The organism is Flavihumibacter petaseus NBRC 106054 (assembly GCF_000974785.1).
Classification (GTDB): domain Bacteria; phylum Bacteroidota; class Bacteroidia; order Chitinophagales; family Chitinophagaceae; genus Flavihumibacter; species Flavihumibacter petaseus.
Map to the genome: position 1 here is coordinate 2,056,211 of NZ_BBWV01000001.1, position 21,446 is coordinate 2,077,656.

At 49.6% G+C, this 21,446-nt stretch carries 15 protein-coding genes; 5 read left to right on the forward strand and 10 right to left on the reverse strand.

Going from position 1 to position 21,446, the window contains the following annotated elements; translation table 11 throughout:
* Positions 1-46: 46 nt before the first annotated feature.
* Both FPE01S_RS08595 and FPE01S_RS08600 read right to left on the reverse strand, forming a co-directional pair.
* Entirely contained in the window at positions 47-1,207 is a 1,161-nt protein-coding gene (locus FPE01S_RS08595) for an FAD-dependent oxidoreductase (RefSeq protein WP_046368308.1), read from the reverse strand.
* Between the two features lie 9 nt (positions 1,208-1,216).
* Positions 1,217-1,960, reverse strand: coding sequence for a helix-turn-helix domain-containing protein (locus FPE01S_RS08600; protein ID WP_046368309.1), 744 nt, complete (start codon positions 1,958-1,960; stop codon positions 1,217-1,219).
* 169 nt (positions 1,961-2,129) lie between these two features.
* On the opposite strand from FPE01S_RS08600, the gene FPE01S_RS08605 reads away from it, so the two are divergent.
* The 4 genes from FPE01S_RS08605 to FPE01S_RS08620 all read left to right on the forward strand — a co-directional run bounded on the left by FPE01S_RS08605 (position 2,130) and on the right by FPE01S_RS08620 (position 11,996).
* The gene (locus tag FPE01S_RS08605) at positions 2,130-5,381 is read left to right on the forward strand and encodes a SusC/RagA family TonB-linked outer membrane protein (protein ID WP_046368310.1); all 3,252 of its coding nucleotides are present in this window, start codon (positions 2,130-2,132) and stop codon (positions 5,379-5,381) included.
* Between the two features lie 26 nt (positions 5,382-5,407).
* A complete protein-coding gene (locus tag FPE01S_RS08610) occupies positions 5,408-7,156 on the forward strand; it encodes a RagB/SusD family nutrient uptake outer membrane protein (RefSeq protein WP_046368311.1) in 1,749 nt (582 codons plus the stop codon).
* Between the two features lie 75 nt (positions 7,157-7,231).
* Positions 7,232-10,807 carry a VCBS repeat-containing protein gene (locus FPE01S_RS08615; RefSeq protein WP_046368312.1) on the forward strand — a complete coding sequence of 1,192 codons (3,576 nt, stop codon included), beginning with the start codon at positions 7,232-7,234 and terminating at the stop codon, positions 10,805-10,807.
* A 58-nt stretch (positions 10,808-10,865) separates the two neighbouring features.
* On the forward strand, positions 10,866-11,996 hold the full coding sequence (locus FPE01S_RS08620; RefSeq protein ID WP_046368313.1) for an NAD(P)/FAD-dependent oxidoreductase: 1,131 nt from the start codon (positions 10,866-10,868) through the stop codon (positions 11,994-11,996).
* Here FPE01S_RS08620 and FPE01S_RS26425 read toward each other — a convergent pair.
* Genes FPE01S_RS26425 through FPE01S_RS08645 form a run of 5 tightly spaced genes read right to left on the reverse strand, consistent with a single transcriptional unit; the run spans position 11,964 to position 16,372 of the window.
* Positions 11,964-13,070, reverse strand: a complete 1,107-nt coding sequence (locus FPE01S_RS26425) for a DUF6688 domain-containing protein (protein ID WP_052955618.1) — start codon at positions 13,068-13,070, stop codon at positions 11,964-11,966. The genes FPE01S_RS08620 and FPE01S_RS26425 overlap by 33 nt on opposite strands.
* A 30-nt stretch (positions 13,071-13,100) precedes the next feature.
* The gene (locus FPE01S_RS08630; RefSeq protein WP_046368314.1) at positions 13,101-13,682 is read right to left on the reverse strand and encodes a hypothetical protein; all 582 of its coding nucleotides are present in this window, start codon (positions 13,680-13,682) and stop codon (positions 13,101-13,103) included.
* A complete protein-coding gene (locus tag FPE01S_RS08635; RefSeq protein WP_072053962.1) occupies positions 13,683-14,075 on the reverse strand; it encodes a putative quinol monooxygenase in 393 nt (130 codons plus the stop codon).
* 15 nt (positions 14,076-14,090) lie between these two features.
* On the reverse strand, positions 14,091-15,611 hold the full coding sequence (locus FPE01S_RS08640) for an ArnT family glycosyltransferase (RefSeq protein WP_046368316.1): 1,521 nt from the start codon (positions 15,609-15,611) through the stop codon (positions 14,091-14,093).
* A 17-nt stretch (positions 15,612-15,628) separates the two neighbouring features.
* A complete protein-coding gene (locus FPE01S_RS08645) occupies positions 15,629-16,372 on the reverse strand; it encodes a hypothetical protein (RefSeq protein WP_046368317.1) in 744 nt (247 codons plus the stop codon).
* A gap of 598 nt (positions 16,373-16,970) precedes the next feature.
* Between FPE01S_RS08645 and FPE01S_RS08650 the strand changes: the two genes are divergently transcribed.
* On the forward strand, positions 16,971-17,861 hold the full coding sequence (locus FPE01S_RS08650; RefSeq protein ID WP_046368318.1) for an SDR family oxidoreductase: 891 nt from the start codon (positions 16,971-16,973) through the stop codon (positions 17,859-17,861).
* 101 nt (positions 17,862-17,962) lie between these two features.
* Here the strand turns inward: FPE01S_RS08650 and FPE01S_RS08655 are convergent, their stop codons facing one another.
* The 3 genes from FPE01S_RS08655 to FPE01S_RS08665 form a co-directional block, all read right to left on the reverse strand.
* Positions 17,963-20,419 carry an arylsulfatase gene (locus FPE01S_RS08655; RefSeq protein WP_245623964.1) on the reverse strand — a complete coding sequence of 819 codons (2,457 nt, stop codon included), beginning with the start codon at positions 20,417-20,419 and terminating at the stop codon, positions 17,963-17,965.
* Between the two features lie 160 nt (positions 20,420-20,579).
* Entirely contained in the window at positions 20,580-20,960 is a 381-nt protein-coding gene (locus tag FPE01S_RS08660) for a nuclear transport factor 2 family protein (protein WP_046368319.1), read from the reverse strand.
* A gap of 76 nt (positions 20,961-21,036) precedes the next feature.
* Entirely contained in the window at positions 21,037-21,369 is a 333-nt protein-coding gene (locus FPE01S_RS08665; protein WP_046368320.1) for a YegP family protein, read from the reverse strand.
* Positions 21,370-21,446: the final 77 nt, after the last annotated feature.

The window sequence follows — 21,446 nt, forward strand, 5'->3', positions numbered from 1 at the left end:
TCAATGATGGATATTCCCCCGCTTATGCGGGGGATTTCCGATTTTATTATGACGCAGTTCCGAAAGCTTGCAGCATATACTGAAGTGCGTCAGCCCCATGAAGAAGGTCGGTTTGTTCAAGGGTAATGGCAGTGACCGAAGCTGCCCGTTTCAGCATCGCTTTCTCGTAGGCGCTTATTGCGGGCTGTAGGTTCTCCCCGGATGTCGCGAGCTGCTCACTCAGTTCGAGGGCATCCAGCATAGCCATATTTACCCCTTCCCCGGCATAGGGCGGCATCACGTGGGCTGCGTCACCAATGAGCGTCAGGTTACTTTGGGAATCCCACTGTTGGTCTAGCGGAAAATGATACATCGGCCGGGGGATCACTTTAAGGTTGTCACCTGTAATAAGCTCCTGCCAGAGCGGGTCCCATTCCGAAAATGTTTCGCTGAACCAACGCCTCACCTGTTCCCGGTCGCTGAAATCAATCCCGCTGGCTGCCGGCCAGTTTTCTGCCTCCCTGCAACCGGTATAGAAAGACAACGCTCCATCCCCTTTTGCGCTGAGGATCAGTGACTTTTCACCCCCGAAGGCAAAAAGCTTTCCTCCCTCCACCAGCCGGAACAGTTTCGGGGCGCTGGTAGCCGCATTATATACATTTCCCTCTATTACCGTGATGCCTGAGTATACCGGGCGGATCGGTGTCAGCCAGGGCCTTACCTTGGAGTAAGCGCCATCCGCGCCGATGACAAGGTCGGCAAAGAAGGTGTTTCCATTCCTGAACAGTATTTCCCAGCCGCTGCCTGCGGGTTTCATAGATTCAAATGCAGCATCCCAGGTAACGGTGCCCGGTTGAAGCCAATCGTTCAGTAAGTCCCGGAGGGGGCCGCGATCGATTTCGGGACGATAATGCGGGTTTTCAAAATCCTCTGCCCGGGGCATATCGTGGTCGCTGTGAAAAACTGTGCCGTGCTGATCGGTTATTTTAATGCGATCCGCCCCCGGCCGGTAGTGCTGCTGAAAATTCCCCAGCAGACCTGCCGCGCGTAACGCCTTAAGGCCGGAATCGGCATGGAGATCCAGGGTTGCCCCCTGTTGTCGTACATGACGGTGTGCATCTTTTTCAAAGACGGTCACCCGAAAGCCCTGGAGCTGCAGCAGCCGGGCCAGGGTCAATCCACCCGGACCGCCCCCGATGATGGCAATGTTTATTGAAGAACTGATCATGAGGCAAAGCTATTTTGCCTTGAGTGCAGAGAATTGTATAAATCGGTCGTTTTCATTCCGGAACAATTCGCGGGGGCTTACACCGGACAGTTTCCTCACCTCCCTGATAAAATGTGGCTGGTCGTAAAAGTATTCCTCCGGGAAAAATTTGCCTTCACTAATCGGCCTGAAAGTGTTCCTGAAGCGCTGAATACCACGATAAGTCTTAAGAGAGAGGCCAAACCACTCCTGGAAATAGCGGTTGATCTGGCGGCTGCTCCAGAAGCAGCGCGCTGATAATTCTTTAATGGTGGGAATCAGTGGTTCAGTGTAGAGGCTGTCAAACAGCAGTTGTTTCCTGTTGTCAAAGACAGCAGGAATCTTTTGCAGGAGGATACTGGTTGCCTTATTGCAGAAGCGGTCAAAGCTCCGGGTGTCGTCTTCTGTGAATTCCCAGAAATTGTCAGGTAGCGATGTGGCGGAGTTCAGGAGGGGAGCGATGCTGCGATGCAGCAGGATTTCTGCAGCGGGCAACCGGAAACTGATGGCCAAAAGGGTATTTCGGGCGGCAAAACTGACCTTGTCAGGGGCTGTGGATAGTCCGGTAAGTATCATTCGGAATGGAGAAGTGGATAAAATAATATCAATATTGCCATCCGGCAGTATCACCAGGTCTTGGGGCTCAGTTGATGTATTGGAAAGCATCCAGAAACTGTCTGCATACCGGGCAATTGCCTCTGGGGGTGGACAATACTTTATGAAGGATTGCTGCATGCTATTTTAATGATTTACCCTTGACAGACAGAACATTTGTCATTTTGACTATTATTCTCGTAAGGGACTTTTTTTGCATAAATAATACCAACATATGATGGATTTCGTCTGGTTTCGCCTTGGCCCCTGAAGTACCTTTATATCACCTTTTTTATAAACTACATTGCTTATGCCTACCAGTCAACTGCTGTCTGTTGGAGGCCGGGATGTCTATTGTATCAAACCCCGGCTAAAAAACATCAGTATCCTGCTACAGCGATCGCTTTTTCTCCTGTTAGCATTCCTTTTTTCAAACTCCCTCCTTTACGCCCAGACGACTACCGTACAAGGTACAGTAACCAGCGCAGAGGGGCCGGCAGCGAATGTTACCGTTATGGTGAAAGGCCAGAAGACCGCCACCGTAACGGACAATAACGGCAAATTTGTGATTGCCGTTCCTCCCAATGCCACACTTGTTTTCAGCAGCGTGAATTTTACCAGTAAAGAAGTTGTTGTCGGAAGTCAGACCGACTTTGCGGTAACCCTCGAGTCTTCCACCAAGCAGCTGGAACAGGTTGTTGTGGTAGGTTATGGTACTGCCAAGCGACGCGACCTGACCGGTGCGGTCAGCAGCGTCACCGCTGACCAGATTGCCGCTGTTCCGGTTACCACCGTGGACCAGGCCCTCCAGGGCCGTGCAGCCGGTGTTCAGGTAGTGAACAACGATGCGGCACCCGGCGGAAATACGTCAATTCTGATCCGCGGTATTGGTAGTCTCGCTCCTGGTGGAAACACACCATTATATGTTATAGATGGTTATCCCACCAGTAGCGGTCTTAACAATATCAATCCTAATGATATCGCATCAATAGATGTTTTGAAAGATGCCTCTGCAACTGCTATTTACGGTGTCCGTGCCGCTAACGGTGTGGTGATCATCACCACCAAGAAAGGCTCCCGGAATAAGACACAGGTAAATGTGGATGCTTACTTCTCCGTACAGAGTCCCCCTAAAAAATATGATATCCTGAATGCCCAGGGATTCGCCAACCTGTCAAATTATGTAGAAGCATCTGACTCCACCCATACGTATCACGGCCTGCCCATCTGGAAAACTCCTGAAGCGCTCCACAGCGTTGACTGGCAGGATGCATTGTACCGCACTGGTATTACCCAGAATTACAGTATCGGTATTCGCGGTGGCAGCGAAAAAGTGCAGACTTCCGCATCGTTCGGATACTATGATCAGAAAGGTATCGTGCTTGGATCTTTCTTTAAAAGATTCACGGCAGGCCTGAACCTCGACTATCAACCGGTTAAATGGCTCAAATCTTCTACCAACATCAGGTACGCTTACCAGGATGCCAACAACCCGCTGGGTACCGGTTCACTCTTCCAGTTGCTGGTAAACCCGCCAACACTGGACAGTGGTAACAGAAAAACGTACCAGATAAAAGATGGCAACGGCAATTACGGTTTCTATAATCCACAAAATTCAAACGTATTCAAATTCAATAACCCGGTTTACCAGGTTGAAACCAGTGAAGCAAAGAACATCACCCACTACATCCTGGCCAACACCTCTCTCGAAGCGACAATTCTTGAGGGCCTGCGTATCAAAACCAACGCGGGTGTAAACATCAACAATTTCTCCGGGTCATTCTTTTCTCCCGAAGACAACAGGGCCAACCAGCAATATCCCGGCTCAATTGTAACACCTGCCAACTACCACCAGAATATCAATACCATGTTTGAGTGGTTGTGGGAAAATACCATTGCCTACGACAGGACTTTCGGTGACCATTCCATCAGTTTCGTCGGCGGTGTTTCGGCGCAGAAAAACACCATCAATATGATGGGTGCGGGCGGCATTCCACCCAACAATACCATCCGTGACCTGGGGCAGGTAACAAACCTGAAATTTGATGCATTCGGAAACGGAGAGAATATTTCTACACTATCGTCTGAATTCGCCCGGCTCACTTATAAGTACGCAGACAAATACATGATCACCGGTACCATTCGTCGTGACGGATCTTCGAAATTTGACAATGGTCACAAGTATGGAACCTTTCCGTCAGTTGCTGTAGCCTGGCGGGCTAAGGAAGAAAGCTTCCTTAAAAATGTAAATTGGTTATATGACCTTAAACTGCGCGGAAGCTATGGTCTGGTAGGAAACCAGGCAACTATCCCGTTGTTCCAATACCAGGCACTATATGCCGGTAACTACCCCGCCAATTATAACGGTAACGCAAATAATGACGGTGTAAACGTAGATAACCTCGGTTACCCTTTCAATAGTATCTACCAGAATGGAATTGCCCAATCCCAGCCAGCCAATCCTGATCTGAAATGGGAAACGGATTACATGACGAATATCGGTCTGGATGCCGCCTTCCTTAATGGCGCATTGACCTTGACAGTAGACTGGTTCAACAGAAGGTCAAAAGACTTTTTGTTGCGCATACCCTCTCCTGCACAAACAGGGTATTTGTTTATCACCCGGAACGTAGGAGAGATGACGAACAAAGGTTTCGAATTTGCCCTTAACTACAACGGAAACAGAAGCAACAGGGCGTTCAACTATAATATCGGACTGACAGTCACCACCATCAAAAATGAGCTGACTTCATTAACCTCCGGAACGGATGCAGTATCCAATTTCGGTGGATTGACACTGACCGGACAAGGCTGGAACGAGTTTTCCCGTTCAAAAGTGGGTGGTCCTGTCGGAGAGTTTTTTGGTTATCGCTCTCTGGGGATCTTCCAGACCCAGGCTCAGATTGATGCACTCAACGCCAAGGCTCCGGGTGGTGTATATTATCGGGCGGCTACCAAGCCTGGTGATCGTTATTTTGCCGACGTTACCGGAGATGGCGTAGTGAATGCTGACGACCGCGTTGCTATCGGTAACCCGCAGCCTAAATTCTATGGTGGCCTCAACTTTGATGCTACGTATAAAAACTTCGACTTTAACGTGTATTTCTATGGAGTTGCAGGAAACAAGATTCTCAACTTCATCGAAAGCAACCTGGAAAGTTTCCAGAAACGCGGCTCAGAAGGTGTGGAAAATGTAAGCACGGAGTATTACAACAATTTCTGGAAGCCTGACCGTCCATCTGACCGTTATGCTAGGGCGCTTGCCAATGATGACAATACCCTCAACAACATTCCTTCCGATGTGTGGGTGGAAAACGGCAGCTTCCTGCGGCTGAAAAACCTGACAGTGGGCTATTCCTTACAAAGTAATATTACGAACAGACTGAAATTGCAAAGGATCAGGTTCTACCTCTCTACACAGAACCTGTTTACGATCACCAACTATTCCGGTGCAGATCCTGAGATCGGTATGCAGGGTGGCAGTGCCACGCAGAACGGTGTGGACAATGGCATCTATCCCGCTTCCCGGTTCTTCACATTTGGTTTGAACGTAACCCTTTAAAATCCGAAAGCTTAAAATATTACAAAATGAAAAGAAGGAATTTATATATAGGCATAATCACGCTCCTGATCGGCGCTGCCGTGCCTTCGGGTTGCAGTGAGAAATTTCTGGAACAGGAAAGCAGCTTTCTTGGTACAGCGGACGCCACTTTCAACAAACCACAGGATGTCATCTCGCTGGTAAACGCCATCTATGATACTTACCAAAACAGTGACCTTCTGAAAAAATGTATCTGGTACCGGGCCAACTTCAGTACGCACGATGCATTTAACTGGGGTGGTGACGTTTTCTGGAACAACTATGAGATTCCTGCCACATTTGGTGGTCTCATTACCTTCTGGAACCAATCGTACATCGGGATTTCCCGAGCCAACGCTGCCTTCGTGGTTATTGATAAAACCCTCGAAAAAGGGGTTATTGATGAAGCGCTCGCCAACCGCCTGAAGGGAGAAGCCTATTTCCTCAGGGGCATGACCTATTATTACCTCGCCTCTTCATTCGGTGGCGTTCCGCTCGAATTGAGCGCTGTAACCGATGGGCTTACACCACGGTCATCACGCGACTCTGTTTTTCAGCAGGTAATACTGGATATGCAGGCTGCGGAAGGGTTGCTGCTGTCCAAAACAGCACTTTCCGAAGCTGACCTCGGCCGCGCCACAAAGGGTGCTGCCTATGCGTATGAGGGTGCTGCACAGATGTGGCTGAAAAATTATGACGCTGCACTCGCAGCGTTCAATAGCACTGAACTCACCACCAATTATCACCTGATGTCCAATTTTGCAGATGTACATGAGTACAGTAAGCAAAACAACGACGAATCACTCTTTGAGGTGCAGTTTGCACTCAAAGCCGGTGATCCGCAGGATTGGGGTGGTAGCTGGAATCCGCCCGGCGGTGAAATTGCCTGGATCGACAGCTTCGGGTGGCCCCAGGAACTTACCGGTCAAGGGTATGACTATTGTAACCCTGCACTCTGGAGTTCTTACCAGGAAGGTGACCAGCGCAAGCTGCTGACCATTGTAGGTCCTGGCGATCCGCTGGTGAGCCCGGGCATCCTGGCAGCATATGGCGGCCTGAAAGGTTACAACCAGGTGATCCAGGGTTTCAAGAACGGTAACCCCGTATATACCGGTGATGACGGTAAGATCCTCAATACTGTTGGTACCCTTACCCGTCCCTGGTATGGTGACGACAAAGGCCGCACCGGTTATGTATATTCCAAGAAATGGCGTGATCCAAACCTTACAGGTGGTAACTCCAATGCAGAAGGAAAGAGCAACCTCTTTGGCGATCAGAACCAGATCCTGATGCGTTATGCTGAAGTAATCCTCAGCCGTGCGGAATGTAAAGTACGCCTTGGTGATGTAACTGGTGCACAGGCTGACCTGAAACTGGTACGCGACCGCGCATGGGGTGGTACCGCTCCGGCAATTATGAAAGACAGTGCAAATTGGGATGGTACCCCCGGAGCTGAGATTACAGATCCATTGCAACAGGTTCTGAGTGAATACAGGCATGAACTGTCCGGCGAGTATTCCCTGTTCTATCTCCTTTGCCGTGCTGGTACAGATGAAGCCATCAATTTCATTCGCGCTGCCAATGGCACCAAGCCTAATAGCTTTGAACCCATCACTAACCCCGCTCCTGGTCCCACGCACGATGGCCAAAAACATGGCCTCTACAACACGGAACTGACTGCAGAGAAAACACTGTTGCCTATTCCGCAGGGAGCCATTGCACTTAACCCGAACCTGACCCAGAACCCTGGATATTAATAAATAGATTCACTCATGTAAAAAGGCTTTCTGTTGCCGGAAAGCCTTTTTATTTTTATGGCCGACTTACCTTTTATGAGATCACTACTGCTATTGTCACTTGCCGCTGCCTTTGCCTTCACCGCCTGCCGCCATCAGGAGACAGGCATATTCCGCCAGTTGTCCTCCTCTCATACCGGAATACATTTTTCCAATAAGATCAGTGAAAGCGACTCCATCAATCCCATGAATGTGGTCAACATATACAATGGTGGCGGTGTTGGGATTGGCGATTTTAACGGCGATGGCCTGGCCGATATGTACTTCACGGGCAATATGGTACCCAACAAGCTTTACCTGAACAAAGGGAACCTGGCCTTTGAAGATGTCACGGAAAAAGCCGGCGTTGACGGAATGGGCCGCTGGGCAAGAGGCGTATCTGTGGTAGATATCAATAACGACGGCAAACTCGATATCTACGTGTGCAACACGATCTATAAAGATTCTCTCCGCCGCAGAAATATCCTGTATGTCAACCAGGGAAATGATGCCGGTGGTATCCCCCGGTTCAAAGATGACGCGGCTGCCTGGGGGCTGGATATTAACGTACAGTCAACTATGGCGCAGTTCTTCGACTACGACAATGACGGGGACCTTGACATGTACCTGACCGTGAATGAGGCTGCCAACGGTATTGCCTATACGGCATTCAGTGAACGCAACGGCAATGCTACTCACAGTGAAGGACGTCTTTACCGCAACGAAACCGACAGTGCTTCCCATCACCCCGTATATCGTGACGTCTCCCTGCAGGCAGGTATCACGCTGGCAGGGTTCGGACATTCTGCCACCATCTGTGATATCAATGCAGACGGGTGGAAGGATATCTATGTAGCCAATGATTTCATCTCGAGCAATATCCTGTACATCAATAATCATGATGGCACTTTTTCCGACAGGGCAAAAGACTATTTCAAGCACACTTCCCTGAACGCCATGGGCAGCGATGTGGTCGACATCAACAACGATGGCCTCGTGGATGTGGTGGAACTGGACATGAACCCCGAAGACAACTTCCGTAAGAAGATGATGATGAATGCGGGCAACTATAATACGATCCAGAATTTTGAGCTGTTTAAATACCAGTTGCAGTATATCCGCAATACGTTCCAGCTGAACCAGGGTCCGCGTTTACTGGAAGGGGATTCCATCGGTGCACCGGTATTCAGCGAGATCGCCTTCATGAGTGGCATGTCACAGACGGACTGGAGCTGGACCCCGCTGGTGGCGGACTTTGACAACGACGGTTTCCGCGACATGATTATCACCAACGGATTCCCTAAGGATGTAACAGACCATGACTTTATTGCGTACCGCGAAAAAAGCAATGGACTCGAGCCGCCACTGCAAATGATGGGCAGAATCCCCGTGGTCAAGATCAGCAATTACGCTTACCGCAATACCAATGGCGTTCAGTTTGAAGATATGACCAAAGCCTGGGGGTTCACCCGGCCCGGTTTCTCCAACGGTGCGGTATATGCTGACCTCGATAATGACGGCGATATGGATATCGTGATCAACAACATCGACGATGAAGCGTTCGTTTACGAAAACCGCTCCCGGCAGGCAGGGGATACTGCGAGCCACTACCTCCAGGTCGCATTCCGCGGATCACCGGCCAACATCAACGGACTGGGCGCATCAGCGGATATCTATTACGACCACGGAAAACACCAGCTGTATGAGAATCTTCCCGTGCGGGGCTACCTGTCCACCAACCAGGGCATTGCACATTTCGGATTGGGTAAAACAACTGTAGTTGATTCGGTAGTGATTACCTGGCCGGAGAACAAAAAACAGGTATTTCAGCAGGTTAAAGCCGACCAGCTATTAAAAGCTGATCTGGCCAATGCTGCGATCCCGGCACCGGTTAACCCGCAACAACTGCAGTCAGTGCCCATCTTCCGCGAGATCACCCGGCTCACCGGCCTGGGGGCAAAACATACTGATTTTGATTTTATCGATTTCAATGTTCAGACCACGCTGCCACACAAGTTCTCCCAATACTGTCCCGCGCTTGCCGCCGGCGATATCAACGGCGACGGGCTGGACGATATCATCATGGGCGGAAATAATATTTATCCGGCCAAGGTCCTGCTGCAGCAGCCCAACGGAAAATTCCGCGAGCAGCAGATGGATGAGAAAGCCGGAAGCACGAATGTGAATTTCAAAGACGAAGGCATCGTGCTATTCGATGCAGATGGCGATGGCTTTAACGATGTTTATGTTGCCAGTGGTGGATTCAACTATGCAGCAGGTGACGCAGCTTACCAGGACCGGCTCTACCTCAATAACGGCAAGGGAAGCTTTAGTATCGCTGCCGGCGCATTGCCCGATAACCATATCAGCAAGCTTTGTGTGCGTGTGCAGGATATTGATCATGATGGAAAACCCGACCTTTTCGTATCCGGAAGGGTCGAGCCTGGCAAATACCCTCGCCCTGTAAGCAGCTTTATCTTCAAGAACATCTCGGAAAAAGGAAAGCCAAAGTTCATTGATATCACATCGCAGGTGGCTCCGGAACTGGAAAATGTGGGACTGGTATGTGATGCCCTGTTCACTGATTTTGACAATGATAACCAGGCTGACCTGATCCTGGCAGGGGAATGGATGCCTGTAACCTTCTTAAAGAATACCGGCGGGAAATTTAAAAATGTTACTGCTTCAACTGGTATTGCAGGCAATACAGGCTGGTGGAATTCCATTGCTGCCGGTGATTTCCGGCATACCGGCCGTACCGATTATATCGTTGGCAATGTGGGGCTGAATACCTATTTCCAGGCGAGCGACCAGCGGCCTGTATTTGTAACTGCAAAAGACTTTGACAAGAACGGCAGCTATGTTCCCATCCTGTCACAATACCTGCCGGCAACCGATGGAACAAAAAAGGAATTCCCGGCCTTTGGCAGGGATGAGATGATCGAGCGGATTCCCACCTTGAAAAAGCGGTACGACAACTATGGCAAATTCGCGGGGTCCACTATGGAGGAGATCATTACTCCGGAAATGCGCAAAGATGCACAACGCCTCCAGGCCACTATGCTGCAGTCCTGCTTTCTACGGAATGATGGCAATGGCAAATTCACCATTATTCCGCTGCCGTTGCCGGCACAATATTCCGTTGTTAACGGCATGCTGGCCGATGATTTTGATGGGGACGGAAACCTTGACGTGCTTATCAACGGCAATGATTTCGGAACCGAAGTGGCCACCGGTCGCTATAACGCGCTCAACGGCCTGTTGCTGAAAGGTAAAGGGGATGGGTCGTTCCAGCCACTCACTATTCTCGAGAGCGGTATCTATCTGCCTGGCGATGGCAAGGCGCTGGTTCAGCTGAAGGGGGCCGACGGCAAATACCTGGTTGCAGCCAGCCAGAACCGCGGACCACTAAAGCTGTATGCATTACGTAGTAATACCAGGAGACTTGTGCCAGTGAATAGCAATGATGAATCAGCGGTGCTCCATTATAAAAACGGCAACAGCCGTAAACAGGAATTCTATAACGGCTCCGGCTTCCTGTCACAGTCTGCGCGCTATTGTGCCACCGATAGTTCCGTGGTAGCGGTTGAGATCCGGAACAACAAAGGGGAAGTGAGGAAAATTGCTCCCTGATCCCCATTGATAAGCCATTCCTGGAAAGCCGGTCGTAACTTCAGAGAAATCTTATGTCATGAAGTTTCGGGTAACTGTTTTGGGCGCCGGCTTCGGCGGACTGGAATTGAGCACGTTGTTGTCTGAAGCATTGGGTGACCGCCTTGACCTCACCCTGATCGATCAGCACGACAGTTTCTATTTCGGGTTCTCCAAACTTGATGTGATGTTCGGTCATCAGCAGGCTGATGCCGTAAAGATTCCCTATCGTCATATCAATAAACCCGGGGTGAAGTTCAGGCAGGAAAAGGTTACTTCGATCGATCCCAACACCCGTAAAGTCACCACTGATAAAGCTGAGTACGAATCCGACATCCTGGTCGTTGCCCTCGGCGCAAACTATGATATTGCGGCTACACCCGGCCTGACGCAATTTGGCAATGAATATTACAGTTTCGAAGGCGCAGAAAAGCTGCGGGATATACTTCCGTCCTTCAAACAGGGGCATGCAGTGGTAGGTGTTTGCGGGGCACCGTTCAAGTGTCCGCCAGCACCAAGCGAAGGCGCCCTCATGTTGCACGATTACCTGGTCGAAAGAGGGCTGCGGGATGCCTGCACCATCAGTCTCGTCATACCTTTCGGTTTGCCCATTCCCCCTTCTCCTGATTCCTCGAAAGCCTTACTGAAAGCCTTTGAAGAACGGAATATCCGGTTCATTCCCCAACGTAAGATCAGCAGTGTTACAGCCGACAAAAAAGTTCTGTTGGATGATGGCACCGAATTGCCCTGCGACCTGTTGCTTGGTATACCCAAACACGTTGCCCCGCCAGTGGTGCTGGAAAGCGGTCTTGCAGAAAATGGCTGGATCCCTGTGGAAAGGGCTAACCTTCGTACTAAATATCCCGGCGTTTATGCGATTGGTGATGTGACCAGTGTCGGTACGCCCAAGGCCGGTGTGTTTGCTGAGGGTGCTGCCGTTTACGCGGCTAAATCCATCATTGCAGATTATCACGGAAAGGAAGAAGCAGCAGCGTACACCGGTGCCGGCTCCTGTTATATTGAATTCGGGAAAGGCACTGTCGCACGCGTGGACGTGGATTTTTTCTCCGGCCCGAAACCATCTGGCATTCACCAGGAAGCATCAGCCGACCTGGTGGCCGATAAAAAGCTGTTTGGATCAAGCCGGAAAGCAAGGTGGTTTGGATTCTGATTGACGAATCAGGTCACGATCTTTCCTGCTGAGGTATTGGCGGGCGATCCTGTTCTCCGGTTTCCTGTCGAATGTATATAAGGTTAACAGGAAAAGCCATTCGAGGGGTTTCATCAATATATAGACAATATCTGCTACGACACGGATGTTGAAGATTCCGTAGTACCGGTGAATTACATCACCCACTTTATTGTAGTGGTGGCGAATAGGCCGATGAAGAAACGGCAGTTTTTCCTGGATCAGCTCTTCGAAAGCATTGGAAATAAGTAGCTGCCGGTTGCACAGGATCGGGTTGCCATTCCTGACACCCCGACGTACTGGCTTCACAATTCCCGGATGTCCCTTGGCTGCAACGGAACATAAGTAATGCCCTCCGCATTCGACATTGTCACACTGATAATCCCACTGAGAGAGCCCGTGTTTATAGGTATCGGTAAACGCCCGGATGAATGAGTCGGGTTGTTGACCGAAGAGTAACAAGAGCATTGTAACTAACAGCAGCAGTGGTAAACAACAAGCAAAAAGCAAAGGAAATTTTAGTATAGGCTTCGCCGAAAGGAATTTCCAGGCTAGTTCTTCTGGTTTGTAACCAGATCGTGAAGGTGTATGCTGAGCCAGAAATAACCTTTGATTTTCGCCCAGCATCATAATGCCGCAAATTATCACCGGCAGAATGCCGAGAAAAAAGTATGTGTTGTCCTTTACGTGAAAAGAAACAACAATACTGAAAGCAATTCCCGCAACAATAAACAGGTTAACCAGTATTTCTGTAATTGGTGCTGCAATCCTCGATCGTAACCGGGAATAAAGGTAAGCGCAAAGGCAAAGGATCATCAGCACTTTTATCGATAGCTGGTGCGCCGGATGAAACGCAGCGGTTTCAGTTTCTTCCTCACAACAAAGATTGGTTTTTCCAAATCCGGCATAAACGAAAGGAAGAAAAACCATTACATATAAATCAATAACAAATAGTGCGATTTTCCCCAGAAAAAGCTTTCTGTTGTAGAGGAAAGCAATAAAGTTTGCGTAAACAATCAGGGCTGGGACGCCGAAAGTAATCAGGACAAGTGCCAAGGGTAAGGTTTGAAGCTAAAATAGTCAATTTTAAAGGCGATCCACCACACGGTAACGGTATTGGCTTTCCGTTATGACCCAGGTCACTTCAGCCTCCTCAGTTTCCTTACCTGGCAAACCTGCCCTGCGGAGATAGATATACAACCTCCTGTTGTCGGCCGATAACCAGGCCTTCCAGACAGCAGTGCTATATGACTTTCGTTTTCCATCACCTGTTGAGGTGCAGGTACTGTTGGCGGCTATACCGGATGTTGCCTCCCTGTTTATCCTTACCCAAAAATGGGAATGTGTGACCAGGAATATGGAATCCAGCTTTGATGCGGAAGATGACTTGTCAAAGTAGATATGCAGGTAGATGTCTTTTTTTGGCAAAGAGAAGTGGATCTCTGAATCCGAACATTTTCCGGTAACCAGTGCTTTCAGGCCATGTGCAGAAGGAGAGGGTTCTGTACCTGACCCGCTCAGGCGCTTCCTGCCGGCAATGGTAAATGCCGACAAATCGTACTTCACCAGTGAGTCTTCCAGGCTGGTGTATTGCTGATCCTGCTGAGCATGCACGCCCGGTGAAAATGAAAAGAGGAACAAAAGTGCAGTTAAAAATTTCCACGACATCTATTTCGGTTTTTTGGTTTCATATATCACCGGTATCACATCTACCAGTTCCAGCGATTTCACCATGGATTGTGTACCGGATTTGTACACTTTAAAATGCGGTGTCTGAATATGCGCTTCATAGGCCGCTTTGCTGGCATATGTTTCCATGATTGTGATGTGGGTTGGCGCCTTGAGGTCCTGCACCGCATACATGGTCAACACGCCGGGTTCCACGCGGACCGCAGTTTCAATTCCCGTTTTGAGAATGGATTTATAGGCATCCAGTTGCGCCGAATCCACCACGATCCTGGCGATCCGTACAAATGGTTCCCTGTTTTGTGCCTTGCCTGTGTTCATCAACAGCAGGTTGAAAAGAAGAAAGACCAGCGATCTCGCCAATAGTTTATTCATGGCTTGTTATTTATTTTATCTTGATTTCACTTCCTTTATTTCTGCTGCAATTCGTGCATTTACATCAATATGAGCCTGTTCAAAACGATAAATGCGTGTCCGGAATTCCCGCGCATGAGGATTGGCAATGGAATCTGCGAGGGCTGCTTTTGCAAAGAATTTTGCCGTCTCCTCCATTTCGGTGTCGGGCCCCTCAAAGGTTTTGATGCGCACCAGGTTCACATAAGGCCTACTGAGATCAAACCAGTTGATATAGTCTGCATTGAAAGTTACCGCCCTTATGCCGCGTTTTGAATAATAATTGATGGCGCCGGCCTGGCCATAATTGTCACAAAGCACCAGCGTGTTGCCACTTCGGGCAAGCGTTGCGTGAACGCTGTCAACTTTATTGGCAAGTTCACTCCAGCCAAGCATATCCGCAAAATCCTGTGGAAGGGGATGGTCTTTCCCGTCTTCCCATCGCAGTAACCCGAATTTCTGATAGCGATCCTGGTGGTTAATGATGTATTCCGGCGTACGATTGGGAAAAGCGACCTGGTACAGAGGCAAAAACACCAATATGGGAACTGCCACCAATACAGGAGCGGCGATCATCCGCCAGCGTGGCCGCAACAAATGCGACAGATAAACGGTTCCGAAAGCCAGGAAAACGGGGTAGAGACCGATAGCATAGTATCCCTTGGCTTTGAAGTACGCAAATATTGCCAGCGTGAACACCAGCGCATAACCGAAGAGCCGGTAAGGCGCAAATGGTTTGTAAAAAAATAACGCATAGAGGGCCAGCAACAGCAGGTGTATTGACCCAATGAAATACAGGAGCTGTTCTTTCAGGAAATCTGCCCGGTTCACATTCACCAATTGTGAGGCAGCCAGTTCTTTCATGTGACCGATCACCGGAAATCCATTGCTGTATTGCCACCACAGGTTTGGTAATACCAGGAGCAGCCCCAATAGCAGTGCTCCATACAGGGCTTTCCTGCTGAGCATCTGGCGGTGTTCGGTCAGCAGGATCGCCGGCAACAATCCCAGCAGCAGAAAGCCAATGTTGTATTTATTGTAGAAGGCAAGTGCGAAAATAACTGCGCCGGCATACAACCAGCGTGGTTCCTTCGAATTGATATACCGGATCAGGATATAATACAGTAGTGTCCAGCACAGCACATCAAAAGAGTTGGGCTGAAAAAGCTGGTTTAGTCGGAGCAGCACAGACAACAGTACACCGAGTGCGCCAAGCATCAGTGCCAGGCGGTCGCCTTTCAGGGCTTCGGTCGTTTTCCAGACAACAAGCAAGGTTAGCGCACCCCATAATGAAGGGAAGAACCGGACCCAGAAAATATCATTGCCCAGTTCCCGGATCAGCAGCGCCACCCATGAGGTAAAAGGCGGAACGGACTGGAATCCCCAGGCCAGGTGATTTGCCTGGTCAAGATGCAGGTATTCGTCACGATGGAGATCATATTCAGGAAGGACCAGGCAATACTGCAGGAGAAATTTCAACAACATAAACCCCAGCAGGATCAGGGTATTCTTTCGCATTCCTAATAATACACCGATCAATCCATATTTGGAAAAGGAAAACGGTACGACAGCGCATATTTCTCACCGTTGATCTGAACGGCCTGCCTTGTTTTGAGCCCCCGCAAAAGTTTGATAAAGTCCGCGAAATACTTTTTGTCCAGGTAAATGCTGTACAGTTCATCACTACGCTGCACCGTGGTTTTGCTATGCAGATCACTCCATTCCTTATTCCAGGCCAGCGGAGTTTCGGGTGACAGATCATACTTGCTCGCCATTACCTCCACGGTATCGGGCACCCAGGGTTTTGCAGCAGGGTCATCAAATTTGAGAATGTTGTCAAAGACGGTCAGAAAGGATTTAGGTGTTTTGGACCGCGCGTCACTTTCAGGATCCCGGAGGTTACCGTATACACCGATCTGCTGCAGGGTATCAAAATTGAGGAGGAGGATATTTGCGGGTTGTTCGGCGCGATCAGAGGCTTCCGTGGATTCTCCCAGCCGGGAAACACCATCATCCAGGTCCAGTGATTTCATAATGGACCTTACCCTGATGCTGTCGTATTTGACCTCAAAATACTGGTACCGTTTGTTCACTACTTTCCGGTAAATGATCTGCCCCTTTTCGTAAAGTGCAAAACAAGGTACATCCGATCCGATCACCATCAGCCACGGATCTGTCACCACCAATACGACAAGCGGCTTGCCGTATTGCGATTTGAATTGCTGGGCAAATGAGGTAAGGCAGCAAAAAAGGAACAGGGTGGTTAAAAACTGTTTCATAGCAGGTTTGCCTTTGGCGCGGACGTATAAGCTACATCAAATATGGCAGAAAAGCAACAAGTGTTTACTGGTAAAACAGGCTGATAAAATGCTTTTGTTGCCAGTTGTAGTATACCCGCGTTGTTGATTTATTTGCCACCTTTCAACCCTTGTGCCAGAACCATTCGTTTCCTTTTCCCGGGACGATCCATTATCCATTTCTATTTAATCCCTGATGCGCCCCTGTTGATAAGCCTTTGGAACCCTATTGGTTCCCCGGGTTTTACCCGGAAATGACCCGATTTCCCTATGAAAACCGGGTAGAATCCGGGTAAAATCTGGCTACATGTGGGGTTACCAAAGGATAAACAAAGGATAAACAAAGTAGTGGCAATAGGGTATCATTATGGCTGATTCCCATAGCCATCCTTCGATTAAAATACGTTTGTCCATAGGCAAACCCACCCCTTTGCACAGGGTTAATCGAAGGATCATCGAAATTCGGCTATGATAAAGAGCATTTTCCGGCCTTTCAAAATGCTCCGCATGGCATAATTTCTGAATCCCCGCTAAACCCCCCGCCCGATAATATGCCGTATCATCTTTAAAACTCATCACTATGGCACGTACATCACACGATACAGAAGACCCGGTAAAAAAGTACCCGCGGCCGCCCTTCCCCGAACAGCAGCAGGAACTCCCCGGCTCCGACAGGAAGCTCAACCCAAAAGCAGATCATGGCGAGAAATCCTACAAAGGATCGGGCAAACTGGAAGGGAAAAAAGCCATCATTACCGGTGGCGATTCCGGCATTGGCAGGGCGGTAGCGATTGCTTTCGCCCGCGAAGGGGCAGATATCCTGATCTCATACCTCAATGAAGAAGAGGACGCAAAGGAAACCGCGAAATGGGTGAGAGAAGCTGGCCGGAAAGTGGAACTGGTGCCAGGAGACATCAGTGACGAACAGCACTGTAAGGAGATTATTCAGCGGGCCATGGACACATTCGGACAGATCGATATCCTCGTCAATAATGCCGCCTACCAGATGTCACACAAATCACTGCAGGAAATTTCCGCAGAGGAACTGGAGTACACCTTCCGAACCAACATTTTTTCGATGTTCTATCTCTGCAAGGCTGCTGAGCAATACCTGAAGCCTGGCAGCACCGTGATCAACACCTCGTCGGTGAATGCCTATAAGCCCAACCCCGTATTGTTACACTATGCAACCACCAAAGGGGCTATCCAGAATTTTACAGCAGGGCTCGCGCAGCTCTGGGCGGAAAAAGGCATTCGGGTGAACTGTGTGGCACCGGGCCCTGTATGGACACCGTTGATCCCCTCCACCTTTCCTCCGGAAGATGTTGCTGAATTCGGAAAAAATACCCCCCTTAAACGCGCGGGACAGCCTGCTGAACTTGCAGCGGCATACGTGCTGCTTGCTTCAGCGGATTCCAGCTATATGCTGGGTGCCACCATCCAGGTGACAGGTGGCACACCCACGATATAACTGAAAAACCAACCGGCTGAACCGGAAGTGCCGGAATTAAAAAAGCCCGGCTGTGTAAACAACAGCCGGGCCTTTCAACTATTAATTCCTGGCTAAAAACACTAATCGCGCGATAATGCCCTTGCGGCATCTTTCTGCAGGTCAAGGTATTGTTCCTTGGCAACAGACACTCCCACGCCGAGCAGGTTGCCACCCTTGAATGTGCCAGGTGTCTTATATTCACCCGTCACTGCATCACCACTGTCGAATCCGACACAGAGACCATCACCCGCCAGCGTAAACTTGCCTGGCTGTGTTTTCATCGGACCCTGGGCCACCGCCTTGTCGTTGATATACAGTATGGCATGTCCGATCTGTTCACCAAGCTTTCCTGTTGAGTCACGCACAAATTCCATACCCAGCGTATACTTACCGGGAGAAAGCGTAGTGGAACTCACCAGCTTTTGCTCCGGTTTGATGCCAAGGAAATTGTAGACATAATAGAGCTTACGGTTCTTGATAAAAAGCGAATGTCCGCCAAACCTGGAACCATGGGCGAACAGTACCCCCGACGCATTAGGATCCTTGATCTCCACATCCGCGATGATTTTGAAAGACCGCCCACGCACATTCACTGCAACACCTTCAGGCACTGCTGATGTTCCCGGATAGTAAACATAGCGTTCCCGCGGCGCCTCTTCAGCCGGGCGTTCTATACCCAATAATTCAACTGCAGACCGGTCATCCAGCGGAAGTACGAGGTTTTTGGCAGCTTCGTCATTCCAGGCTGCAATCAGCTCTTTTAATTTCTCCGGATTTTCTTTCGCAAGGTTTTTTGATTCAGAACGATCAACATCCACATGGTACAATTCCCAATCGTCTTTGTCGAAATTCCCCTTACTGGTCAGCGCTCCATGTACGGCTGAAGCTTTCCAGCCGTCTTTCCAGATGGCCCTGGTGCCGAGCATCGCGTAGTATTGGATCTTTTTCTGAGTTGGTGCATCCGGAGCGGCATCAAATGTATACCGCATCGATACCCCCGACAGCGGGAATTGTGCAGCACCATTGAACACAGCTGGCATTTTAAGTCCGCAGATATCCAGTATTGTTGGTACGATATCGGTGGAGTGATGATACTGGTTCCGTATTTCTCCCCTTGCCTTAATCCCTTTCGGCCACGAAATCACCAGCGCATCAGCAGTACCACCTGCATATTCACTGTATCGTTTGAACATTTTAAATGGTGCAGAAAATGCAGCTGCCCAACCCGTCGGATAATGCTCATAGGTATCCGGGCTACCTAGTTTATCAATGTATTTGAGGTTTTCTGACAGTTCATCCGGATAACCGTTAAAGAATTTGTTTTCGTTTACGGAACCATTGGGAGATCCTTCTCCCGAAGCGCCATTGTCCGCTGCATACATTATCACCGTATTTTCCAGTTGTCCGCTTTTTTCAAGGTAATCGACGATACGGCCGATCTGGGCATCGGTATATTCGGAGAAGCCGGCATAGACTTCTGCCAGTTTGGAGAAGAGTTTTTTCTCTTCTGGTTTCAGTTCATCCCAGGGACGTACATAGTCGCCCGGATTGGCAACATTCGGCGGCATTGGGTTGAAGTCGGTCAGGTTAGTTCCTTTGGGAATGATTCCTTTTTCGATCATGCGGGGCACCACCCATTTGCGGTAGGCGTCATATCCCTCGTCGAATTTGCCTTTGTATTTGGCAATATAGTCTGCCGGTGCCTGGTGCGGTGCGTGATTGGCGCCGGGACAAAACCACATGTACCATGGCTTGGATGGATTGGTTGCCTGCTGGTCACGCAGGTATTCGATCGCCTTGTCTGCCAGCCCTGCGGAAAGGTGGTAGCCTTTTTCCGGCCCGTAAGGAGGCTCTACAAAGTGGTTATCTTCCACGAGGTCGGGGTACCACTGGTTGGTTTCACCTCCGAGGAAGCCATAATAACGGTCGAATCCCTTTTGCAGCGGCCATTGTTTGCGGCTTGCGCCGGAAGAAACATCCTGTTCCGGCACGTTGTGGTTCTTTCCAATCCAGAAAGTGCTCCACCCGTTGGACTGAAGAACTTCTCCAATGGTGGCGCACTGGTCAGGGATTCTTCCGTGAGCGCCGGGGAAACCGTTAGCGGCCTCTGTGATAGCGGCATTACCTGTAAGATGATGGTTTCGGCCGGTAAGTAAAGTGGAACGCGTTGGAGAGCAGAGTGCTGTGGTATGCCATTGCGTGTAAGTCAGGCCGTTTTTAGCAAGACGATCGAGGGTAGGCATATTGATCGCTCCACCATATGTAGACCAGGCGGCGAGCCCGGTATCGTCGTATAGTATAAACAAAACATTGGGTGAACCAGCCGGAGCTTTCCTGGGCGTGAACGCGGCCCAGTCCGCTTTGGAATTGCGAACGTCCAGTTCAATATCACCTTTGAAATGATCTTTCATAAACTGCTGGGGATCTGCCCAGCCAGTGGAGTCGCTGGTTCCGGCTGCCGTGGTGGCCGGTCCGGCTGGTTGCTGGCAGGCAGCCAGCAGTGCAAGTGTGGCTACCAGGGGAATTTTACGTATCATGAATACAGTTTGTATTTCATGACTAGACAGGGGCGATCTCGTTCGTTCGCCACGGTTCCCGGGAATATTTCAGCGATTTAACTGTTAATTCCCGGCTCAGGAAGCTACTGTCCCGGCAGGTAAACACCCCCGCTGCGGGCAGGGGTGTTAATAATCAATTTTAATAGAAAAACTGCTCTGAAACAATCTGGCCATCCCGAACCTCATACAGCATGATCTCATTGATCTGGATCCTGCCGTGGTCTTTGTGTGTCAGATCCATTTCCCGGCCAACGGCAATATAGTTACCGCAAACCAGCGGCGCAGTGGTATGGGCCCTGTGAACGGTTTTGATCTTTGCCACAAAGTCCGCGCCTTTCCCGCGAACGGCTGACTTGCCTTCCGCGTAACCCATATATGGTGAGCCTTCCGGATCAATGCTTTTTACTGATTCAGCAAAAAACTCTTCCTGGATCTCAAACCATTTTTCCTGTTGCGCCAGTTCGTGAAATCTTGCGGCAATCTCCTGGATGCCCGTCAGGTTTCTGGTTGCTGTTGTCATGGTATTTTATTTACCACAAACTTAGAACGTGCAACTGCCAATGCCAGGGTGCAAAATGGACTTTATGACGGGGCGATCAGGCCGGTTCCATTTCCACTTTGGCGCCGGGTGCATTTTCTTTCACGGAGGCAATGCCGCCACTTCTGCCGGATTCGTCAGCATACATCTGGCTGGTGCCGATCACCTGCCCGTTACCCGCTTTCAGGTTAAAATAGAACTTCCCGTCTTTAGCGGTGACGAGTTCATACAGGTTGTCGTTTTTGGCATTGGTCCGAACCGATTCTATACCATTCTCGCAGTTGGCTTTGGAGGAATACCCTTCACTGGTCAGGATGACCTTTCCATTGTCTGCTTTCAGGTTAAACTGATGGTCGCCGTTGGTCCTTTTGGAAATGATAAAAGTGCCCATAGTGTGCTGTTATTTGAATTTGATACAAAGCTTCGGTGGGCCTTAACCAGTAGTTGTTCAGGGCAGGAGGGGCTACA

Bases quoted from the DNA above. Each gene is read 5' to 3' on its own strand.
- FPE01S_RS08630 (WP_046368314.1), bottom strand. From the start codon at position 13,682: ATGTCGTGGAAATTTTTAACTGCACTTTTGTTCCTCTTTTCATTTTCA.
- FPE01S_RS08640 (WP_046368316.1), bottom strand. From the start codon at position 15,611: ATGCGAAAGAATACCCTGATCCTGCTGGGGTTTATGTTGTTGAAATTT.
- FPE01S_RS08615 (WP_046368312.1), top strand. From the start codon at position 7,232: ATGAGATCACTACTGCTATTGTCACTTGCCGCTGCCTTTGCCTTCACC.
- FPE01S_RS08645 (WP_046368317.1), bottom strand. From the start codon at position 16,372: ATGAAACAGTTTTTAACCACCCTGTTCCTTTTTTGCTGCCTTACCTCA.
- FPE01S_RS08600 (WP_046368309.1), bottom strand. From the start codon at position 1,960: ATGCAGCAATCCTTCATAAAGTATTGTCCACCCCCAGAGGCAATTGCC.
- FPE01S_RS08595 (WP_046368308.1), bottom strand. From the start codon at position 1,207: ATGATCAGTTCTTCAATAAACATTGCCATCATCGGGGGCGGTCCGGGT.
- FPE01S_RS08610 (WP_046368311.1), top strand. From the start codon at position 5,408: ATGAAAAGAAGGAATTTATATATAGGCATAATCACGCTCCTGATCGGC.
- FPE01S_RS08665 (WP_046368320.1), bottom strand. From the start codon at position 21,369: ATGGGCACTTTTATCATTTCCAAAAGGACCAACGGCGACCATCAGTTT.
- FPE01S_RS08650 (WP_046368318.1), top strand. From the start codon at position 16,971: ATGGCACGTACATCACACGATACAGAAGACCCGGTAAAAAAGTACCCG.
- FPE01S_RS08655 (WP_245623964.1), bottom strand. From the start codon at position 20,419: ATGATACGTAAAATTCCCCTGGTAGCCACACTTGCACTGCTGGCTGCC.
- FPE01S_RS08620 (WP_046368313.1), top strand. From the start codon at position 10,866: ATGAAGTTTCGGGTAACTGTTTTGGGCGCCGGCTTCGGCGGACTGGAA.
- FPE01S_RS08635 (WP_072053962.1), bottom strand. From the start codon at position 14,075: ATGAATAAACTATTGGCGAGATCGCTGGTCTTTCTTCTTTTCAACCTG.
- FPE01S_RS08660 (WP_046368319.1), bottom strand. From the start codon at position 20,960: ATGACAACAGCAACCAGAAACCTGACGGGCATCCAGGAGATTGCCGCA.
- FPE01S_RS08605 (WP_046368310.1), top strand. From the start codon at position 2,130: ATGCCTACCAGTCAACTGCTGTCTGTTGGAGGCCGGGATGTCTATTGT.